We start from the raw sequence: 16,973 nt of genomic DNA, 5'->3' as shown, positions 1-16,973 counted from the left end.
AGCATTATTTTTAAATAACTAACTAAATTTTAACATAATAAAGTTACTCATAATTTCTCTACTTTTATACTTTTAGTGTATTTTTTTACAAAATATCAATATCTCCCTTACCTTCCCTTACGATAACTGGCTCATGTTCAGAAAGATCAATAATTGTAGAACCTACGTTATCTCCATAGCCACCATCGATTACCATATCTACAAGATGCTGCCATTTTTCGAAAATTAATTCTGGATCGGTAGTATACTCTATTACATCATCTTCATCTCGAATCGAAGTTGAAACAACTGGATTTCCTAACTGACGAACAATATCTAATATAATATTATTATCAGGTACACGAATACCAACTGTAGTTTTCTTTTTAAACTCTTTTGGCAAACTATTATTTCCAGGTAAAATAAAAGTATATGGTCCCGGCAAGGCTCTCTTTAAAATCTTAAACGTTGACGTATTAATCTGCCTTACATAATCTGACAAATTACTCAAATCGTGGCAAATAAATGAAAAGTTCGCCTTCTCTAATTTTACGCCTTTTATTCTAGCAATTTTTTCCAACGCTCTAGAATTGGTAATATCACAGCCCAAACCATAAACAGTGTCTGTCGGATAAATTACCAAACCGCCATTCTGAAGCACTTTTACCACTTTTGCAATAGCCGCTTCACTAGGTTTATCGGGGTATATTTTTATAAATTCGGCCATTTTGTTTTTTGTTAGTTTTTGTTTCTGGTTTAAAGTTTCAAGTTATGCAGTTATTCTCAAAGTCAAGCAACCTGAAACTTGAAACCTGAAACAAAAATATTATTATCCTACGACATCTAATTTAGCAAATCTTAACAACAATTTCTTAATTCCTCCTACTTCAAATTTAATTTCTGCTTTTCTATCTGGCCCAACACCTTCTAGATTCATCACTTCTCCTTTTCCGAAACGTTCGTGCATTACCACATTTCCAACAGTTAGTTTACTGTCAAATAAATTCGAATTTCCGTTACTTGGCGCATTTCCAGAAACCGGTTTTAGTTTTCTAATATTTAAATCAGGCTTCGGATTGTTGTCTGTAATATGTTTTGGTGGAGTTCCTCCTACCGGTTTTGCCAATCGCAATTTTGATTTATCTACATCACCAAAAATATCGCCATCAATTGGAGACTTATAACGATAATTTGTTTCTGCTGGAGTTAAATATTCTAAAAACTGACCGTCAATTTCTTCAATAAAACGAGAAGGTTCACTATCCGTTAATTTTCCCCAACGGTAACGAGACTGAGCATAAGTCAAATACGCCTGATGTTCTGCACGGGTTAAAGCTACATAGAACAATCGGCGCTCTTCTTCCAATTCACTTCTTGTACTCATACTCATAGCACTTGGAAACAAATCTTCTTCCATACCTACCACAAATACATGCGGAAACTCCAGTCCTTTTGCTAAGTGAATCGTCATCAAAGCAACACGATCATCATCGTTTGTATCTTTATCCAAATCGGTTGCCAAAGCTACATCTTCCATAAACTCAGAAAGCGCACCTCTTGCTCCGTCAATTTCTCTTTGCCCTTCCGTAAAATCTTTAATACCGTTTAAAAGTTCTTCAATGTTCTGAATTTTCGCCATTCCTTCAGGAGTAGCATCTTTCTTCAATTCCTGAACCAATCCGGTTTTCTTTGCAACGTGATCTGTAATATAAAAAGCATCTTGATTCTGATCAATAACCTGAAAACTCTGGATCATAGTAACAAAATCCTTCAATTTGTTCTTTGTACCAGCATTCAATTTTAAATCGATTTTATCAATGTTTACCATTACTTCCCAAATCGAACGTTTGTAATGATTAGCTGCAATAGTTAATTTTTCAACGGTAGTATCTCCAATTCCACGTGCTGGATAGTTGATTACACGAACCAAAGCTTCTTCGTCTTTCGGATTTAAAACCAGACGCAAATAACATAAAACGTCCTTAATCTCTTTACGTTGATAGAAAGATAAACCTCCATAAATTCTATACGGAATATCCCGTTTTCTCAAAGCATCCTCCATGGCGCGCGACTGAGCGTTGGTACGATACAAAATTGCAAAAGCACCATTATGTAATTGATTTTGCATTTTCTGTTCGAAAATCGTACTTGCAACAAAACGACCTTCTTCTGCATCAGTCAAACTTCTGTGAACTTTAATTTTTGGTTCAAATTCGTTGGCTGTCCAAACTACTTTATCTAATTTGGTTTTATTGTGTTCCATCACGGTATTTGCCGCTTCTACAATGTTTCTTGTTGAACGATAATTCTGCTCCAAACGGAACATAATTACACCTTCGTAATCTTTTTGGAAATTCAGAATGTTATTGATATTCGCACCACGGAAAGCATAAATACTCTGCGCGTCATCTCCAACCACACAAATATTCTGAAATCTATCCGATAAAGCCCTAACAATCAAATATTGAGAGTGATTCGTATCTTGGTACTCATCAACCAAAATATAACGGAAACGATCTTGGTATTTAGCTAAAACCTCAGGAAAACGAGTCAATAATTCATTGGTTTTCAACAACAAATCATCAAAATCCATTGCACCAGCCTTAAAACAGCGATCCACATACTGCTGATAAATTTCTCCTAGTCGCGGTCTTTTAGCCATTGCATCAGCCTCAACCAATTCTGGATTATTAAAATAAGCTTTAACCGTAATTAAACTATTTTTATAATTAGATATACGTCCTAAAATTTGTTTTGGTTTGTAAATATCACGATCCAGCTGCATTTCTTTTATAATAGAAGAAATCAATCTAGCCGAATCCTGAGAATCATAAATGGTAAAGTTTGAAGGATACCCCAAATGATCTGATTCGGCACGCAGAATACGAGCAAAAATAGAGTGGAAAGTTCCCATCCAAAGGTTCTTCGCCTCACTAGCTCCCACAATATCCGAGATCCTGTGTTTCATCTCGCGGGCTGCTTTATTGGTAAAAGTAAGCGACAAAATATTGAAGGCATCAATACCTTGAGCCATCAAATACGCAATTCTAATTGTTAAAACACGTGTTTTTCCCGAACCTGCACCAGCAATAATAATCATTGGCCCGTCTTTCTTTAAAACAGGCGCTCTCTGCGCTTCGTTGAGCTGGTCAATATATTTCTGCATGTAATTTTCTCCTTTTATGCAAAAATAAGAATTAAAAAAGAAAGTTCCTAAGATGCTTTTGGAAGGTTCTAAGTTCCTAAGATGCTAAGGTTCTAAGATTCTAAGATTCTAAGTTTTTTCGAAGCCAAACAAAAGGCTTTTTTTTAGACATGGTTTCCCGCTTTCGGCTTTATCTCTCCGCTACGCTGCGAGGATACCGCCTCAATCGGGGCTAAATTCAAACAATTTTTTTGAGATGCTAAGATGCTAAGGTTCTAAGATTCTAAGTTTTTTCAAAGCCAAACAAAGGGCATTTTTTCAGACATGGTTTCCCGCTTTCGGCTATATCTCTTCGCTCCGCTACGAGGATACCGCCTCAATCGGGGCTAGAAAACAGACAATTGGTTTTCTTTTAATATTTTGAGAAAATTGAAACTAGATATTATACTTATTTTTTAATTTTTCTTTAAAATCTGAAAAAGAAATAACTCTTCCAGCTTTAACATCATCCATACTTTTTTGAAGTTCTTTATTTAAATCTTCATCGGGAACATCGTTAAAAAAAACTTCGGCATCTTCTATAATTTCATCCATTTTCTTATGTTTTCTAATTTTTAATTGCCTCCAATTATTATGCCATACAGTTTTGAATAGCCGTTGGTTTTAACCAATGGTTAAGTTTAAAATGTAATTAGGCTTTAGCCAAAATCGTAAAGTTTGGCTAAAGCCTAGTCCATTTAATTTAAAGAACCGTTGGTTAAAACCAACGTCTATTCAAAAAAAAAACTTAGTATCTCAGATTCTTAGAACCTTAGCAACTTAGAATCTTAGAATCTTATTTAAAAAACACATCATAAGCAAATCGGATCAAAGTTCCGACAACAACTATCAAAAAGAAAATTCTAATAAATCCGTTTCCTTTGTTGATGGCTAGCTTTGCTCCGAGCCAACCTCCAAGTCCATTGCTAATTGCCATTGGAATTGCAATTGCCCAAATGATTTTTCCTTTAATCATAAATAGGCAAATCGAACCAAAATTGGTTGCTAAATTTACCATTTTAGCATTTGCAGAAGCGTGAAGAAAATCGAATCCTAAAAGCGCAATAAAAGCCACAACAAAGAAACTTCCTGTTCCTGGCCCGATGAATCCGTCATAAAATCCAACAATTATACTAATAACAACAGCATAAAATATTTGGGTTGTCGCCGAATGGTCTTTAGCAACATGCTGTCCGAAATTTTTCTTGGCGTAGGTATATACAAATAACAACGATAAAACCACTAACAAAAGCGGTTTCATAAAATCATTGCTAACCAATGTTAAAATTGTAGAGCCTAAAAATGCTGATGGCACCGCCAAACACATCATAATAATTAAGAGTTTAAACTGAATCACTACTTTCTTCAAATATTGAAAAGCCGCAAAAGCAGTTCCGCTAAATGCTGGAATTTTCAAGGTTCCAACTACAGTCGAAACAGGAAGATTGGGCAATAAAATTAATCCCATTGGGGTTTGGATTAATCCGCCGCCGCCTACAATTGCATCAATAAATCCTGCAGCAAACGCCGCCAAACAAAGAAAAAGTATTAAGTATGAATCCATTAAAAATATATTTTGGTCTCAATAAAAAACAAGTTGCAAAAGTACATCTTCCTTTTTGTTTATTACCATAAATTTAAAGTTGATTTTTGATCAAAAAGTATATTTTTGCTTAAAAATTATTCAAATGGATTACAACAAAATAATAGAACTTGCGAGTTATACTTTACCAGCCTTAGTTACAGGAGTTGTAGCTTATCGTTTTTTTGAGTTACATATTAAAAACAACGACAGAAAACGTGCTTTTTTGTTAAACAAACAAGCTCACAAAGAATCACTTCCTCTGCGTTTGCAAGCATACGAACGTATGACTTTGTTTTTGGAGCGTATTAACTTGACAAAATTGTTAATTAGAATTTCTCCTATTTCTCAAAATAAACATGATTACGAAAATTATATAATTGACCAAATTGAACAGGAATTTGAACACAATTTAACACAGCAAATCTATATGTCAGAAGAATGCTGGACAATCATTATAACGGCAAAAAATGCAACAATACAGATGATTCGTAAAGCTGCAATGAGCGATAAAGTTGAAAATGCTGATAAACTTCGCGAAGTAATCCTGAATGATTTATTAGAAAAACAATCTCCAAGTAACGCCGCTTTAAGTTTCATTAAAAGTGAAGTTGCAGAACTTTGGTATTAAAAATATTTTAGATTGTAGATTTTAGACTGATTTTTCTAAATCTAAACTCTAAAATCTACAATCTTAAATCTTAAATAAATATCTTATTATCACTCATAACCTCAGACTTATTCTGAGCGTATTCATAACCTTGTTCCCACCATTCTTTCATTACCTCTTTATTAAAAATCAAGGCATTATCGGTTAATTTTATGGGAGTGTAATATAAATTTAGTTTCACATTCTTATTGTTTGCCATAAGTTTTCCTATAGCAATATCATGTTTTTCCACTTGATCTAAAGCAATTCGGAACAAATCGATCATTAATGAAAACGGATTTTTACCTATTACTGTTTTCGTTGTATTTACTTCTGTTTCAAGCACAATTACATCTATTTCTGTAGCTCCTCTGTTAATTGCTTCACGTATTGGAACTAAGCTTGAAAATCCGCCATCACCATATTCACAGTTGTTTTTTTCAACCAAACTCATAAAAGGAACATAATTACTGGATATCCAAGACCACTCGCAAAATTCTTCGTACGTACAGTCTTTTACCGATTTATATTCAGATTCATTTTTAGTAAAATTGGTTACCGTAACAATAACGTCGGTTTTTAGTTTTTTGAGTTTATTAAAATCTGAAAGAGAAAAATTATTCTGAATATACTTTTTCAACCCTTTACTTTCTCCGAAAGTACGTTTCCCTTTAAAAAACTGACGTAGTACATTAAAGTGATTAATGGTCACAATATCAACACCATCTTTTGTTTTTACCACAAATGGACAAATATTAAAAATACTCGACATGGTTACATTGGTATATACAGAATGTATTTTTTTGATATGACCGAGAGCTAAATGCGGAATCAATAAACTTCCGGTAGAAGTTCCTATAAACAAATCGTATTCATGTCTTTTTTCTTCTATTAAATACTGGGCAACACCGCCGGCAAAAGCACCTTTACTGCCGCCACCTGAAATAACCAATGCTCTCATAAATTGTAATGTAGGTTTTGTTTTTGGATTTTATTTAAGACAAAAGAATATAGAACAAAGAATAAAGACTTCTACTCAATCTATTTTCTATTTTCTATTCTCTGATTACTCTTTCAACAAACGATTCAATTGGAATTGCTCATCGGGTGTCAAATTAGGTAAAATTCTATTAAATGAAGCATGCATTTCAGAATTTTTTAGCAGAAGTCTAATTGTGTCTCTTCCAAATTTTGAAAACTGCCACATATGGTGTGTAGTAGCGCCAACTAAATTACTCAAAACCTGATCGTTAATAATTTTAAAGGCGATTAACTTTTCTAAAGCATTTTGTCGTGTTGTAGCTTCATATTTGGTAGACGAAAACGCAATCAACTCATTTACTAAAGAATCTGGATCATTACTATAGTTTGGTGTTGACAAAGCAAGAGAAAGCCACAACGTTCTTAGATTATAGTCATTAAAGCCAATCCAATCTTTAGATTTATACAGATATTCGGTTCTATGGTTAGGGAAATTTCTCCAAAGCCAATAAAATGCTATTTCCTGTGTCTGATAGGATTTATCATCTAAAAGTGTTTCGTAATTTGCTCTAAAATCTTCTGGAATTTTGGTTAAAGATCCGGCCAGATTCTGACGGACTTTAAGATTATTGGTTTGCATTGCCAAAAGCAAAAGTGACTTTTTATCTTCGTATTTTTCATTTTCCAACTGATCAACAACCGCTTCTTTTACAGATTGGTAAACATCTGATTCTAAAACATTTTTCAAGATATCTGTTTTTTCTCTTAAAGGCGTTTTTTTTAGTTTATCGATTTCCAATCTTTTTTGGATTGCTTTGTTTTTACTTAATAAAGCATTTGCAGTTGGCGTATCAAAAGCAGTTGATTCCAGCCAAGTTTTTTGAAATTTATCCAAATCGAAATCAGAGACTTTTTTTATCTCACCGAAAAAATTCTGTGTGTTTACGGTTTGATAAGCGTATTTATTTAAATAACTTTTAATTGCTTTTTTAAACGCCTTATCTCCAATAGATTCATGCAAAACAAATAGCGCCCAAGCTCCTTTTTCGTAAAATGTCAGCGAACTTGCTTTTGGATTTAAAACTGGAATAGTATCGGTGCGAGAAGCAAATTTTATCTGCTGTGCCGTGTCGTATAATTTAGAATAAAAGTAATCTTCTCCGTAAATATCTTTTTCAGCAAGCAAGGCAAAATATGTCGCAAATCCTTCCTGAAGCCAATGGTGCGTACTACTTTCAGCTGTAATCAAATCTCCAAACCAATGATGTGCCAATTCATGCGCATCGACATTGGTATAATTTCGATCGCAAAAACCTGTTGAATCTACTACATATCGCGTTGCAAAAAGAGTTGAAGTTGTATTCTCCATTCCAGCATACAAAAAGTCTCTAACAGGAATCTGTCTGTTAATCTTCCAAGGATATTTTACGCCAATTTCTTTTTCCAGAAAATCAAAAATTCGCTTTGAATAACGATAAGTGGGTTCAAAACGATCTGCATCTTTAGGCTCGTAATAATATTCTAAAGGTATCCTGCTTTTAGATTTAAACTCTTTTTTATCATATTTTCCGATTGCCAGCATTAATAAATACGAACTCATTGGCTTCTCCATCTGATATTGCCAGTGATTTAGATTTCCGTTAGCTATTTTTTCTTTTAAAACCCCGTTTGAAACTACTTGATAGTCTTTGTCGTAAGAAATCCCTAAATTAAAAATCAATTTTTCATTCACATCGTCAAAACTCGGAAACCAATTGCTCGTGTATCTTCCCTGCCCTTGTGTCCAGATTTGCACTTCTTCGTTTTCCATATCCACAAAATACAAGGCTTGCTTTGGTTTTGTCGAATAATTAAAAGTTAGATGATTTTCTCCTTTTTTAAATGGAAAAACCAATTTTAATTGTTTGGTTGTATTAATGAAAATGATTTCTTTCTCGTTGATTTTCACATTCGAGAATTCCATGTTTTTAGCGTCAAGCGAAATCGTATCACAATCCTTTAAAACCTCAAATTGAAAATCGACTGTACCTGAAACTGTTTTTTCTTTTGAATTTAAAGACAATTGTCCTGAAACAGATTTAAAATCGACGTATTGCGTTTGCTGTGCAAAAAGAAAACCAGTGAATAATAAAAAGATGTATTTCATTGAAAATTTTATTTTAAAGAATCTGTTTCCCAAGATCTTGGATTGTTTTTAATATAATCGTAAACCTTTTCAAACCTCTTATAATTTCTAACAATATGATCATGGTAATTAGCCTGCCAAATTGATTCTGAACCGCCTATTTGTTTAGTCGTAATTGATTTAAAAATGGCTACAAATGATGAAATAGAATTGGATTTTCTGGAAAATTTAGATTCCGTTTGATTTCGTAGAGGCGCACTGCAGTGCGTCTCCGCAACGTTTGTCGACAAAGATAGGTCAGAAATATTGTTTTCCGTTGTGGATATACTTGACGTAGACGCACTGCGGTGCGTCTCTACGATATGCATTGTGTTAATTCCTATTTTTTCTTCAGATTGGTTTTGTAGAGGCGCACTGCTGTGCGTCTCACGCCCGTATGTCGACAAAGAAATATCTGTTGTGGATATGCTGGACGTAGGCGCACTGCGGTGCGTCTCTACGATATGCGTTTCGGATAGAAAATCGGAATTAGATTGGCTCTGTAGAGGCGCACTGCTGTGCGTCTCACGCCCGTATGTCGACAAAGATATGTCCGAAATTTTGTTTTCTGTTGTGGATATGCTGGACGTAGACGCACTGCGGTGCGTCTCTACGATATGCGTTGCGTCAATTTCTGTTTTTTCTTCAGATTGGTTCTGTAAAGACGCACTGCTGTCCGTCTCTACGATATTCTGGGTGCTTTCCATGTTAATAGAAACATCTTTATTTTGAATTTCGATTAATAAATGAATGTGATTTGGCATAATAACCCAATTATGAAAAAACCAATTTTTTCGAATCTTTATTGATTTCAATAACTCATTTTCAACAATCTTTCCATTTTCATTTAAAATCATTTTTTCTTCTTCGACACTGCCAAAAATACATTTTCTATCTTTTGTAACTAGCGTAATAAAATAAACTGCTTCACTAGAATAATCCCAGTTTTGCAGTCGGTGCGAATCTATTTTGAATTTTTCTTTAAATAATGGTGTCATTTGGCATGTAAAATCCCAAAGTTACAAAAGGTTTCCTTTACAAATAGAATGAAATTTGTAAGTTTACCATATAAAACCGCAAATCGTGTCTATACCTCAAAAAGCCTTATTTAACTGGAGCAGCGGTAAAGATTCTGCTCTAGCCTTATACAAAACACTTCAAAACACTGATTTTCAGATAGAATGTTTATTGACAAGCGTAAACCAGCAATATCAACGCATTTCGATGCACGGAATTCGCGTTGAACTATTGAAGGAACAAGCGCAAAGCATCGGAATTCCGTTAAAAATTCTTGAAGTTCCAGAAATGCCAACTATGGAAATTTACGAAAAAGTGATGACCGAAGTTTTAACCAAATTAAAAGAAAATGGAATAACGCATTCTATTTTTGGAGATATATTTCTAGAAGATTTACGTCAATATCGCGAAAATCAGTTGGCAAAAATTGGCTTAAAAGGTGTTTTTCCTATCTGGAAAATTCCAACTCAAGATTTAATTCACGAGTTTATTGCATTGGGATTCAAAACAATTGTGGTTTGTGTAAACGAAAAATATTTAGACAAAAGTTTTGTTGGTAGAGTTATCGATCAGGATTTCATAAATGACTTACCTAAAAATGTAGATGTTTGTGGTGAAAACGGTGAATTTCATACTTTTACTTTTGACGGGCCAATATTTTCTAAACCAATTGATTTTGAAATTGGCGAAATTGTTTATCGAAAATATGAAAAACCAGAAAAGAAAGATTCGTCAAAAACAGCTTGCGATACCAATGATGAAACTGCTTTTGATTTTGGATTTTGGTATTGTGATTTAATTAAAAAATAAATGAAGTTTTTTTATAAATTTATATTTCTAGTTCTTATTTCTTTCTCTTTGCAAAGTTGTTTGGTTAACAGATGCAAAAGGCCTCAAATTACCGGCTATATTTACGATGCAGAAACGAAACGGCCTATAGGAAACTGTACTGTTGGAGAGACTTTAAGCCAAGCAAACGGTTACTTTTCATTAGCAGAAAAACGCTATCGCCAATTTACATTTTTTGGTTTCGAAGCGCCAACTTTAACCGTAAATGAAGCGATTAAAAAAGAAGGTTACGAATCTCAAAACATTCAATTTATACAGCCTTTTGGCGGTGGAATGAAAAAAGGAGCTTTTCATAATGCAGACACTATTTACATCAAGAAGACTATTTTAAAAACAAACTAATATGGCTTTAAAAGAAAATGATGAAGTAAAAAAAGTACTACTCTTTTTGAATGAAATTGGTATTGAAATTATTGAAAAAGAGCTTGAAGAAACCTTTTTGCCAGGCTTAGATTTAGGGCCTAATTGCATTTATATCGATTATACTAAATTATTATATCCTGGTGATATTTTACATGAGGCTGGACATCTTGCAGTCACAATTCCTTCTGAAAGAGAATTGGTTGGTTCGACACAAATTTCTAAAGATTGGCCGACTCAAGGCGACGAAATTGCCGCTATTTTATGGTCGTATGCCGCGTTGCATCATTTACAATTTCCTGCTGAATTTGTATTTCATCCAAACGGATACAAAGGTCATTCGGAGTGGTTTATTTCGAACTTCGAATCTGAAAATTATATGGGATTACCTCTTCTGGAATGGATGGGATTGTGTCTTGGAAATGAAAAAGCCGAAAAAGAAAATAAATCTCCTTTTCCGGCTATGCAAAAATGGCTTCGCGATTAATCTTAAGTAGATTGGTCTACAAAAGTTTTCAAGAACCATTTGTTATCTTTTAGTTCAAAAATATAATCAATATAAATTCCGCTATCAAGTCCTCGTTCTTGAAGTGTGACTTTATTTTTCTTTACCACCAAGGCGCGCTTTAAATATTTCTCATCCGATTTTCTATTCAAATTAAGGGATTTATAATTTTCTTTTGGCATTGTATAATCCGCTAATTCAAAATCATCATTATTCATTTTATACTTTAAAGGAAAAATAACTCTGCTAATTTGAAATTTCTGATCTTCATTAAATTTCTTAAAAAAGACATTAAAATCTTCTGGAGCTGTTTTGGCGTTCTGAGCATAAACTGTAGTATTTAAACTCATTGCAAAAACAAAAACTATAAAAAAGTACTTTTTCATTATTCTTCATACATTTTAAGCAAGTTCGTAACGGTATTCCAGTTTCGAATTGTTGCTGTTAGATTTAATTTTTTCTCGATATATTTTTGATCAAAACGTGTTTTTCCAGCGCCAACGGCATATTTAATAAAAATCTTATTTTCATCAATACTGGCTTCGTCTGGTTTAAACTGACTGATTTTCAAATCGTTTATACTTTCCTTTTTTAAATTCATTGAAACAAAAGCCACATAGAGCTTTTTGGTATCAATATCTTTCTCTTTTAAAAACGGATTATTGGTAAAACAAGATTCTAAATTTTCTTTGGTAATCATCACAACAGGAACTTCGTGTCCAAAAACTTTAAATATTTCTTGTTTGATCATAAAACCAACTTTAGAGGCTTCTTCTTCGCTGTCTACAAAGACATTTCCAGATTGCAGATACGTTCGAACATTCTGAAAACCAATATTTTCCAGCATTGCTTTCAAAGCTTCCATTTTCATCATGTTATGCCCAGAAACGTTGATTCCGCGTAAAAGCGCTAAATGTGTTTTCATTTTTTCTAATTTAAGTCAAAGATAAAAAACTATTCGTCATCATCTTCTTCACTAATTTCAATATCAAATTTCACTAAGAAATCATTGAACTTCTGCTTGTACTTTCTTTTCGCTTGTGCTACAATTTCGTCTGCTTCTTCATTAGATTCTATTGCATCAAAACCAAACTGTTCTTTAACCCATTCTTGAAACTCTTCTTTGTTTTCGCTTTCTTCATAATATTCTTCATCTTTATAAAAATAAGCAGAATCAAAGTCTACAGAAATTTCAGTGTCTAATGTCAGCAACTGAATTAGTTTACGAGTGCTTTCTGCCACAACGTGAACTCCACCTTCGTCACCAAAAACAACAATCGGACAATTATTCAAATCTTTGTCTATAAGCCAATACGCATATGAACTTCCAGATCCGTTTGCGCCTGCAAATTCGATAAAACTATTGTAAAACTCTTCTTCTTCAGACCATGTTTTTATTCCTGTTTTCTCTTCAGTTATAGTAAGTCCAAAACATTCCGAATAAGATTCTACTCCATGTTCTTGCTCGAATTCATATAATTTTACTAAATCTTCAGGTAATTTATAGCTGCCAAATTGAACTGCAAATTCTTCTAATGAAAAACTGCCTTCATAATCTGCATATTCTGTTTCATTATCTTCGTCATCTTCTTCTTCAGCTTCTGGAGCCATCAATATTTCAAATGTTTTCATGACAGCATTTTTTACGCAGAAAAACTCAATTCCGGGAGCATTTTCGTCATTCATCCATTGGTATTTTGGATCTCCGTTTTCATCAAGATATTCCAGAATAATCATAATTTCTTCATCTTCATGACACCACAAAGCGCGCATTCGGATATTAAAACCATTTGAAATTTCTTCAGAAATCTGGCTGTATTTTTTTCCTTCATAATCAAAAGGAATAAACAAATAAGTGGTTCCAGAAATATGTCTAACGATTTTTCCGTTTTCTTTCAATTCTTCATTTTCAGACAAAACTTCGACCATATTGATAAACTCATTACGGAAATCTGCATACGAATACCGCTCTTTTTTATCGTAATCTAAGATTGAAAGTCCTTCTTTAAAAATATCTAAATAGTTATTGCCCAATATTTCGCTGCCATAACTTGAAAGTTCTACAAAAGCATCGTCTACAATATCCGACAGTTTGTGTGTTGAAGGCAGATAATTCTCGACAGTTATAATAAATCCGTCAGTGTCTTGCACATTGCTACAAATCAAAACGTCGGGTCTGCCCGAACTTATGATCGCCTGAACATCTGTAAAACGTTCAAAATGAAAGAGCATATCATCTGTATAAACCAGCCAAGCTATAAGATCGCCTTTTACAAAAAGTTCTCCGTGATTGTATTCTCCCGCAAGCGTATCGCACTGTAAGCCTCCGCCCAAATAATGAACGCTTCCGAACAAATTGATATTGACTGTTGTTGTCTTTCCTAAAACAATTAAAGCCGGAGAATTATCCGTATCATAAGAACTGATAAGCTTTGCAACTGTTAGATTTCCTTTGAAAATAAATCCTAAAATAAAAATATCCGGATGTTCTTCGGTACTAAAATCCATCTCAAACAAGTCCATTTCTACATCATCTTCTGCTAATAGAAATATCGGATTTTCTTCGTAATCAGGGAAACACCAAGTATCTTCAAAAACATTATAAATTTTCTGATTCTTGAAATCGGTAAGATCTCCAATAATATTGTGGGCTTCGTGTCGGTTAATTACCTTGAATGTAATACCAGAAAACACCATAGTTTCAAAAGGAACTTTTTCTTCTTTAATCATAATTTGAGGCTTATAATTTAAATGTTTTAACAAATCTAATAATCTTTTTTATTAAAATTATACTGACGATAAAAATAAAAAACTCTGTTAGTTTACCAACAGAGTTTTACAGCTTTTGCTTATTTCAATTCTAATTTTCTTTCTTAAATACAAAACTGCCGTCACATGCGCGAGCATCATCCAGCAAATGTCCTGACTTGTCAAGAGTAAAACTTTCTATCAAACTGCCTGTACAGTTTGAAATGAATGAATTCTCCTTTTTCTCTTTATAAGTTAATACAAAACGAGTTAGATTTTCTTTGCTTATAATCTCAAAAGTTCCTGTAAGCGTCACATCAATATTTTCATAAACTCTCCTTTTTGAAAATGTATTGTCTTTATTAAATACATAAGAATACTGTTTTGAAGAAGGGTCGTTTGAAAACTTAGCCTCGGTATACTGTATCCACTTCCCGTAATAATCTGTAACGGCTGCATCTGCCTTGTCGCTTGAATCGTCGTTAGAACAAGAAATTAAAGAAACACACATTGCAATCAAAAGTCCAATTTTTTTCATTTTTATAGTTTTTAATGAGTTAATTATTATTAAGATTTTCCTTTCTTAAAACAGTTGCGTCTAAACATTACAACTTAACGATAAGTTAATATTCAAACACTTGAAAACAATAAATCATTTTCAAAATTCCCAATTAAAATCTATCTTCGCTTCTTAATAAAATTCCAATTAAATAAATTCCAAATTCCAATTCCGTCCCGAATTTTCAGGATAGAAACCAAATCTAAAATCAGCAATCTAAAATCTAAAATAAATTAATGTCTAATAATCTTCTAGAAACTCCAATTGAATACTTAAAAGGTGTTGGTCCGAGCCGTGGCCAGCTGCTTCGTAAGGAATTGGGCATTCATAAATATGGAGATTTAGTCAATCTTTTTCCGAATCGATATATTGACAGAACACGTTATTACAAGATTAATGAATTGCAGAATACGGGTTCTGAAGTCCAAATTATTGGAAAAATAATCAATATTAAAACCGTCGAATTTGCCAAAAACAAAAAACGTCTAGTCGCGAGTTTTGTTGACGATACTGGGCAAATTGATTTGAATTGGTTTCAAGGCCATAAATGGATTCGCGAAAGCTTAAAAATTAACGAACCTTTGGTCATTTTTGGAAAATGTTCGCTGTACGGAAGCCAGTTTAGTATGGCACATCCCGAAATTGAATTATTAAGCGAACACGAAAGAAGTTTACGTTCGGCTATGCAGCCCGTTTATCCTTCAACAGAAGCTTTGGCTAATAAAGGAATTTCGAACCGTACCATTAATAAATTGATGGAACAGCTTTTCTTGGAAACACAGGCATTGTTTACAGAAACTTTTCCGCCGTTTTTAATTGAAGAATTAAAGTTGATTCCAAAACGTGCCGCATTATTCAACATTCATTTTCCAAAGAGCGCCGAGATTTTAGCGAAAGCGCAATTCCGACTAAAATTTGAAGAATTGTTCTTTATTCAGCTTCAATTAATCACAAAGAATCTCATTCGAAAACATAAAATAAAAGGACATCCATTTGACAAAGTGGGAGAACTTTTTAATGAATTTTATAAAAATCATTTGCCTTTTGACTTAACTAATGCTCAAAAAAGAGTTATCAAAGAAATTAGGACAGATATGGGCAGTAATGCTCAAATGAATCGTTTGTTGCAAGGTGACGTGGGTTCTGGAAAAACGATTGTGGCTTTTATGAGTATGCTTTTGGCAATTGATAATGGTTTTCAAGCTTGTTTGATGGCGCCGACAGAAATCTTGGCCAATCAGCATTTTTTGGGTTTATCTGAATTTGCTAAAACACTAAACATCAATATTCGAATTTTAACAGGTTCTACTAAAACTGCTGAAAGAAAAATTATTCATGAAGAATTAGAAAGTGGAGAACTTAAAATTTTAATTGGAACTCATGCTTTATTGGAAGATAAAGTGCAATTTCAGAATTTAGGCTTGGCTGTAATTGATGAACAGCATCGTTTTGGCGTAGAGCAAAGATCTAAATTGTGGAAGAAAAATGATATTCCGCCACACGTTTTGGTTATGACCGCTACTCCTATTCCGAGAACGCTGGCAATGAGTTTATATGGCGATTTGGATATTTCGGTTATTGATGAATTACCTCCTGGAAGAAAACCAATTCAGACCGTACATCGTTATGATACGAATAGATTAAAAGTCTGGAAATTTCTTCGTGATGAAATTGCAAAAGGAAGACAAATCTATATTGTTTACCCGCTTATTCAGGAATCTGAAAAAATGGATTATAAGGATTTAATGGACGGTTACGAGAGTATATCTCGCGATTTCCCTCTTCCGCAATATTCGATCTCTATTCTTCACGGAAAAATGAAGCCAGCTGATAAAGATTCTGAAATGAAGCGTTTCTCTGAAGGAAAAACCAATATTATGGTGGCAACAACTGTAATTGAGGTTGGTGTAAACGTGCCAAATGCGAGTGTAATGATTATAGAAAGCGCAGAACGATTTGGGCTTTCTCAATTGCATCAGCTCCGTGGGCGCGTGGGTCGTGGTGCCGAACAGAGTTATTGTATCTTAATGACTGGACATAAATTAAGCTCTGACAGCAAAACTAGAATGGAAACCATGGTGCAAACCAACGATGGTTTTGAAATTGCCGAAGTTGACTTAAAACTTCGTGGTCATGGAGATTTAATGGGAACACAACAAAGCGGCGTTTTAAACCTTCAAATTGCTGATATTGTAAAAGATAGAGATATTTTATCTCTGGCAAGAAATTATGCCATGAAAATCTTAAAAGAAGATTCTGCTCTTCAAAAACCAGAACACGCTGTTTTAAGAAACATCTTTATAGAATTAACCAAGAAAAAGAATATTTGGAATTATATTAGTTAGCTAAGATGCTAAGATACTAAGATACTAAGGTTCTAAGAATTCTAAAAAAAG

Annotated in this window: 16 protein-coding genes; 5 read left to right on the top strand and 11 right to left on the bottom strand. The window is 33.6% G+C overall.

All coding sequences use genetic code 11. From position 1 onward, the window contains the following. Positions 1-85: 85 nt before the first annotated feature. The 4 genes from ACPWTF_RS24650 to ACPWTF_RS24635 all read right to left on the bottom strand — a co-directional run bounded on the left by ACPWTF_RS24650 (position 86) and on the right by ACPWTF_RS24635 (position 4,727). Positions 86-706: an L-threonylcarbamoyladenylate synthase gene (locus ACPWTF_RS24650; RefSeq protein WP_427873724.1), complete on the bottom strand. Its 621-nt coding sequence runs from the start codon at positions 704-706 to the stop codon at positions 86-88. Between the two features lie 102 nt (positions 707-808). Continuing rightward, positions 809-3,145 carry an ATP-dependent helicase gene (locus ACPWTF_RS24645; protein ID WP_427873723.1) on the bottom strand — a complete coding sequence of 779 codons (2,337 nt, stop codon included), beginning with the start codon at positions 3,143-3,145 and terminating at the stop codon, positions 809-811. A 414-nt stretch (positions 3,146-3,559) separates the two neighbouring features. Beyond that, entirely contained in the window at positions 3,560-3,718 is a 159-nt protein-coding gene (locus tag ACPWTF_RS24640) for a hypothetical protein (protein WP_427873722.1), read from the bottom strand. Positions 3,719-3,959: 241 nt separating this feature from the next. Further along, the gene (locus ACPWTF_RS24635) at positions 3,960-4,727 is read right to left on the bottom strand and encodes a sulfite exporter TauE/SafE family protein (RefSeq protein WP_427873721.1); all 768 of its coding nucleotides are present in this window, start codon (positions 4,725-4,727) and stop codon (positions 3,960-3,962) included. Positions 4,728-4,851: 124 nt separating this feature from the next. Here ACPWTF_RS24635 and ACPWTF_RS24630 point away from each other — a divergent pair, with 124 nt between their 5' ends. Next, positions 4,852-5,376 carry a hypothetical protein gene (locus tag ACPWTF_RS24630; protein WP_427873720.1) on the top strand — a complete coding sequence of 175 codons (525 nt, stop codon included), beginning with the start codon at positions 4,852-4,854 and terminating at the stop codon, positions 5,374-5,376. 70 nt (positions 5,377-5,446) lie between these two features. Here the strand turns inward: ACPWTF_RS24630 and ACPWTF_RS24625 are convergent, their stop codons facing one another. From ACPWTF_RS24625 to ACPWTF_RS24615, 3 genes are all read right to left on the bottom strand, one after another. Further along, complete coding sequence (locus tag ACPWTF_RS24625) at positions 5,447-6,355, bottom strand: patatin-like phospholipase family protein (protein ID WP_427873719.1); 909 nt, start codon at positions 6,353-6,355, stop codon at positions 5,447-5,449. 105 nt (positions 6,356-6,460) lie between these two features. Further along, complete coding sequence (locus ACPWTF_RS24620) at positions 6,461-8,521, bottom strand: M1 family metallopeptidase (protein WP_427873718.1); 2,061 nt, start codon at positions 8,519-8,521, stop codon at positions 6,461-6,463. A gap of 8 nt (positions 8,522-8,529) precedes the next feature. Then, positions 8,530-9,537 (bottom strand): hypothetical protein, encoded by a 1,008-nt coding sequence (locus ACPWTF_RS24615; protein ID WP_427873717.1) that lies wholly within the window; start codon positions 9,535-9,537, stop codon positions 8,530-8,532. A 91-nt stretch (positions 9,538-9,628) separates the two neighbouring features. Between ACPWTF_RS24615 and ACPWTF_RS24610 the strand changes: the two genes are divergently transcribed. From ACPWTF_RS24610 to ACPWTF_RS24600, 3 genes are read left to right on the top strand one after another with little or no spacing between them, the layout of a single operon-like run. Continuing rightward, positions 9,629-10,366, top strand: a complete 738-nt coding sequence (locus ACPWTF_RS24610; protein WP_427875788.1) for a diphthine--ammonia ligase — start codon at positions 9,629-9,631, stop codon at positions 10,364-10,366. After that, positions 10,367-10,747 carry a hypothetical protein gene (locus ACPWTF_RS24605; RefSeq protein WP_427873716.1) on the top strand — a complete coding sequence of 127 codons (381 nt, stop codon included), beginning with the start codon at positions 10,367-10,369 and terminating at the stop codon, positions 10,745-10,747. Position 10,748: 1 nt separating this feature from the next. Further along, positions 10,749-11,252 carry a hypothetical protein gene (locus ACPWTF_RS24600; RefSeq protein ID WP_427873715.1) on the top strand — a complete coding sequence of 168 codons (504 nt, stop codon included), beginning with the start codon at positions 10,749-10,751 and terminating at the stop codon, positions 11,250-11,252. A 2-nt stretch (positions 11,253-11,254) separates the two neighbouring features. On the opposite strand, the gene ACPWTF_RS24595 is transcribed toward ACPWTF_RS24600, so the two are convergent. From ACPWTF_RS24595 to ACPWTF_RS24580, 4 genes are all read right to left on the bottom strand, one after another. Continuing rightward, a complete protein-coding gene (locus tag ACPWTF_RS24595) occupies positions 11,255-11,656 on the bottom strand; it encodes a DUF4348 domain-containing protein (RefSeq protein ID WP_427873714.1) in 402 nt (133 codons plus the stop codon). Then, positions 11,656-12,195, bottom strand: a complete 540-nt coding sequence (locus ACPWTF_RS24590) for a DUF1697 domain-containing protein (RefSeq protein WP_427873713.1) — start codon at positions 12,193-12,195, stop codon at positions 11,656-11,658. Before ACPWTF_RS24590 ends, ACPWTF_RS24595 begins: the two co-directional genes overlap by 1 nt. 29 nt (positions 12,196-12,224) lie before the next feature. Then, positions 12,225-14,000 carry a hypothetical protein gene (locus ACPWTF_RS24585; protein WP_427873712.1) on the bottom strand — a complete coding sequence of 592 codons (1,776 nt, stop codon included), beginning with the start codon at positions 13,998-14,000 and terminating at the stop codon, positions 12,225-12,227. 130 nt (positions 14,001-14,130) lie between these two features. Continuing rightward, positions 14,131-14,556, bottom strand: coding sequence for a hypothetical protein (locus ACPWTF_RS24580; RefSeq protein ID WP_427873711.1), 426 nt, complete (start codon positions 14,554-14,556; stop codon positions 14,131-14,133). A gap of 257 nt (positions 14,557-14,813) precedes the next feature. On the opposite strand from ACPWTF_RS24580, the gene recG reads away from it, so the two are divergent. Continuing rightward, positions 14,814-16,922, top strand: coding sequence for an ATP-dependent DNA helicase RecG (gene recG / locus ACPWTF_RS24575; RefSeq protein WP_427873710.1), 2,109 nt, complete (start codon positions 14,814-14,816; stop codon positions 16,920-16,922). Positions 16,923-16,973 lie beyond the last annotated feature (51 nt).

Source organism: Flavobacterium sp. MMS24-S5, assembly GCF_050320125.1.
Lineage (GTDB): Bacteria > Bacteroidota > Bacteroidia > Flavobacteriales > Flavobacteriaceae > Flavobacterium > Flavobacterium tyrosinilyticum.
The sequence above is the reverse complement of the archived record's forward strand: the minus strand, read 5'-3'. Positions and strand labels throughout refer to the sequence as shown.

Coding starts and splice junctions, on each gene's coding strand:
- ACPWTF_RS24630 (WP_427873720.1), top strand. CDS start 4,852: ATGGATTACAACAAAATAATAGAACTTGCGAGTTATACTTTACCAGCC.
- ACPWTF_RS24640 (WP_427873722.1), bottom strand. CDS start 3,718: ATGGATGAAATTATAGAAGATGCCGAAGTTTTTTTTAACGATGTTCCC.
- ACPWTF_RS24650 (WP_427873724.1), bottom strand. CDS start 706: ATGGCCGAATTTATAAAAATATACCCCGATAAACCTAGTGAAGCGGCT.
- ACPWTF_RS24625 (WP_427873719.1), bottom strand. CDS start 6,355: ATGAGAGCATTGGTTATTTCAGGTGGCGGCAGTAAAGGTGCTTTTGCC.
- ACPWTF_RS24620 (WP_427873718.1), bottom strand. CDS start 8,521: ATGAAATACATCTTTTTATTATTCACTGGTTTTCTTTTTGCACAGCAA.
- ACPWTF_RS24585 (WP_427873712.1), bottom strand. CDS start 14,000: ATGATTAAAGAAGAAAAAGTTCCTTTTGAAACTATGGTGTTTTCTGGT.
- ACPWTF_RS24595 (WP_427873714.1), bottom strand. CDS start 11,656: ATGAAAAAGTACTTTTTTATAGTTTTTGTTTTTGCAATGAGTTTAAAT.
- ACPWTF_RS24635 (WP_427873721.1), bottom strand. CDS start 4,727: ATGGATTCATACTTAATACTTTTTCTTTGTTTGGCGGCGTTTGCTGCA.
- ACPWTF_RS24645 (WP_427873723.1), bottom strand. CDS start 3,145: ATGCAGAAATATATTGACCAGCTCAACGAAGCGCAGAGAGCGCCTGTT.
- ACPWTF_RS24590 (WP_427873713.1), bottom strand. CDS start 12,195: ATGAAAACACATTTAGCGCTTTTACGCGGAATCAACGTTTCTGGGCAT.
- ACPWTF_RS24615 (WP_427873717.1), bottom strand. CDS start 9,537: ATGACACCATTATTTAAAGAAAAATTCAAAATAGATTCGCACCGACTG.
- ACPWTF_RS24580 (WP_427873711.1), bottom strand. CDS start 14,556: ATGAAAAAAATTGGACTTTTGATTGCAATGTGTGTTTCTTTAATTTCT.
- ACPWTF_RS24600 (WP_427873715.1), top strand. CDS start 10,749: ATGGCTTTAAAAGAAAATGATGAAGTAAAAAAAGTACTACTCTTTTTG.
- ACPWTF_RS24605 (WP_427873716.1), top strand. CDS start 10,367: ATGAAGTTTTTTTATAAATTTATATTTCTAGTTCTTATTTCTTTCTCT.
- recG (WP_427873710.1), top strand. CDS start 14,814: ATGTCTAATAATCTTCTAGAAACTCCAATTGAATACTTAAAAGGTGTT.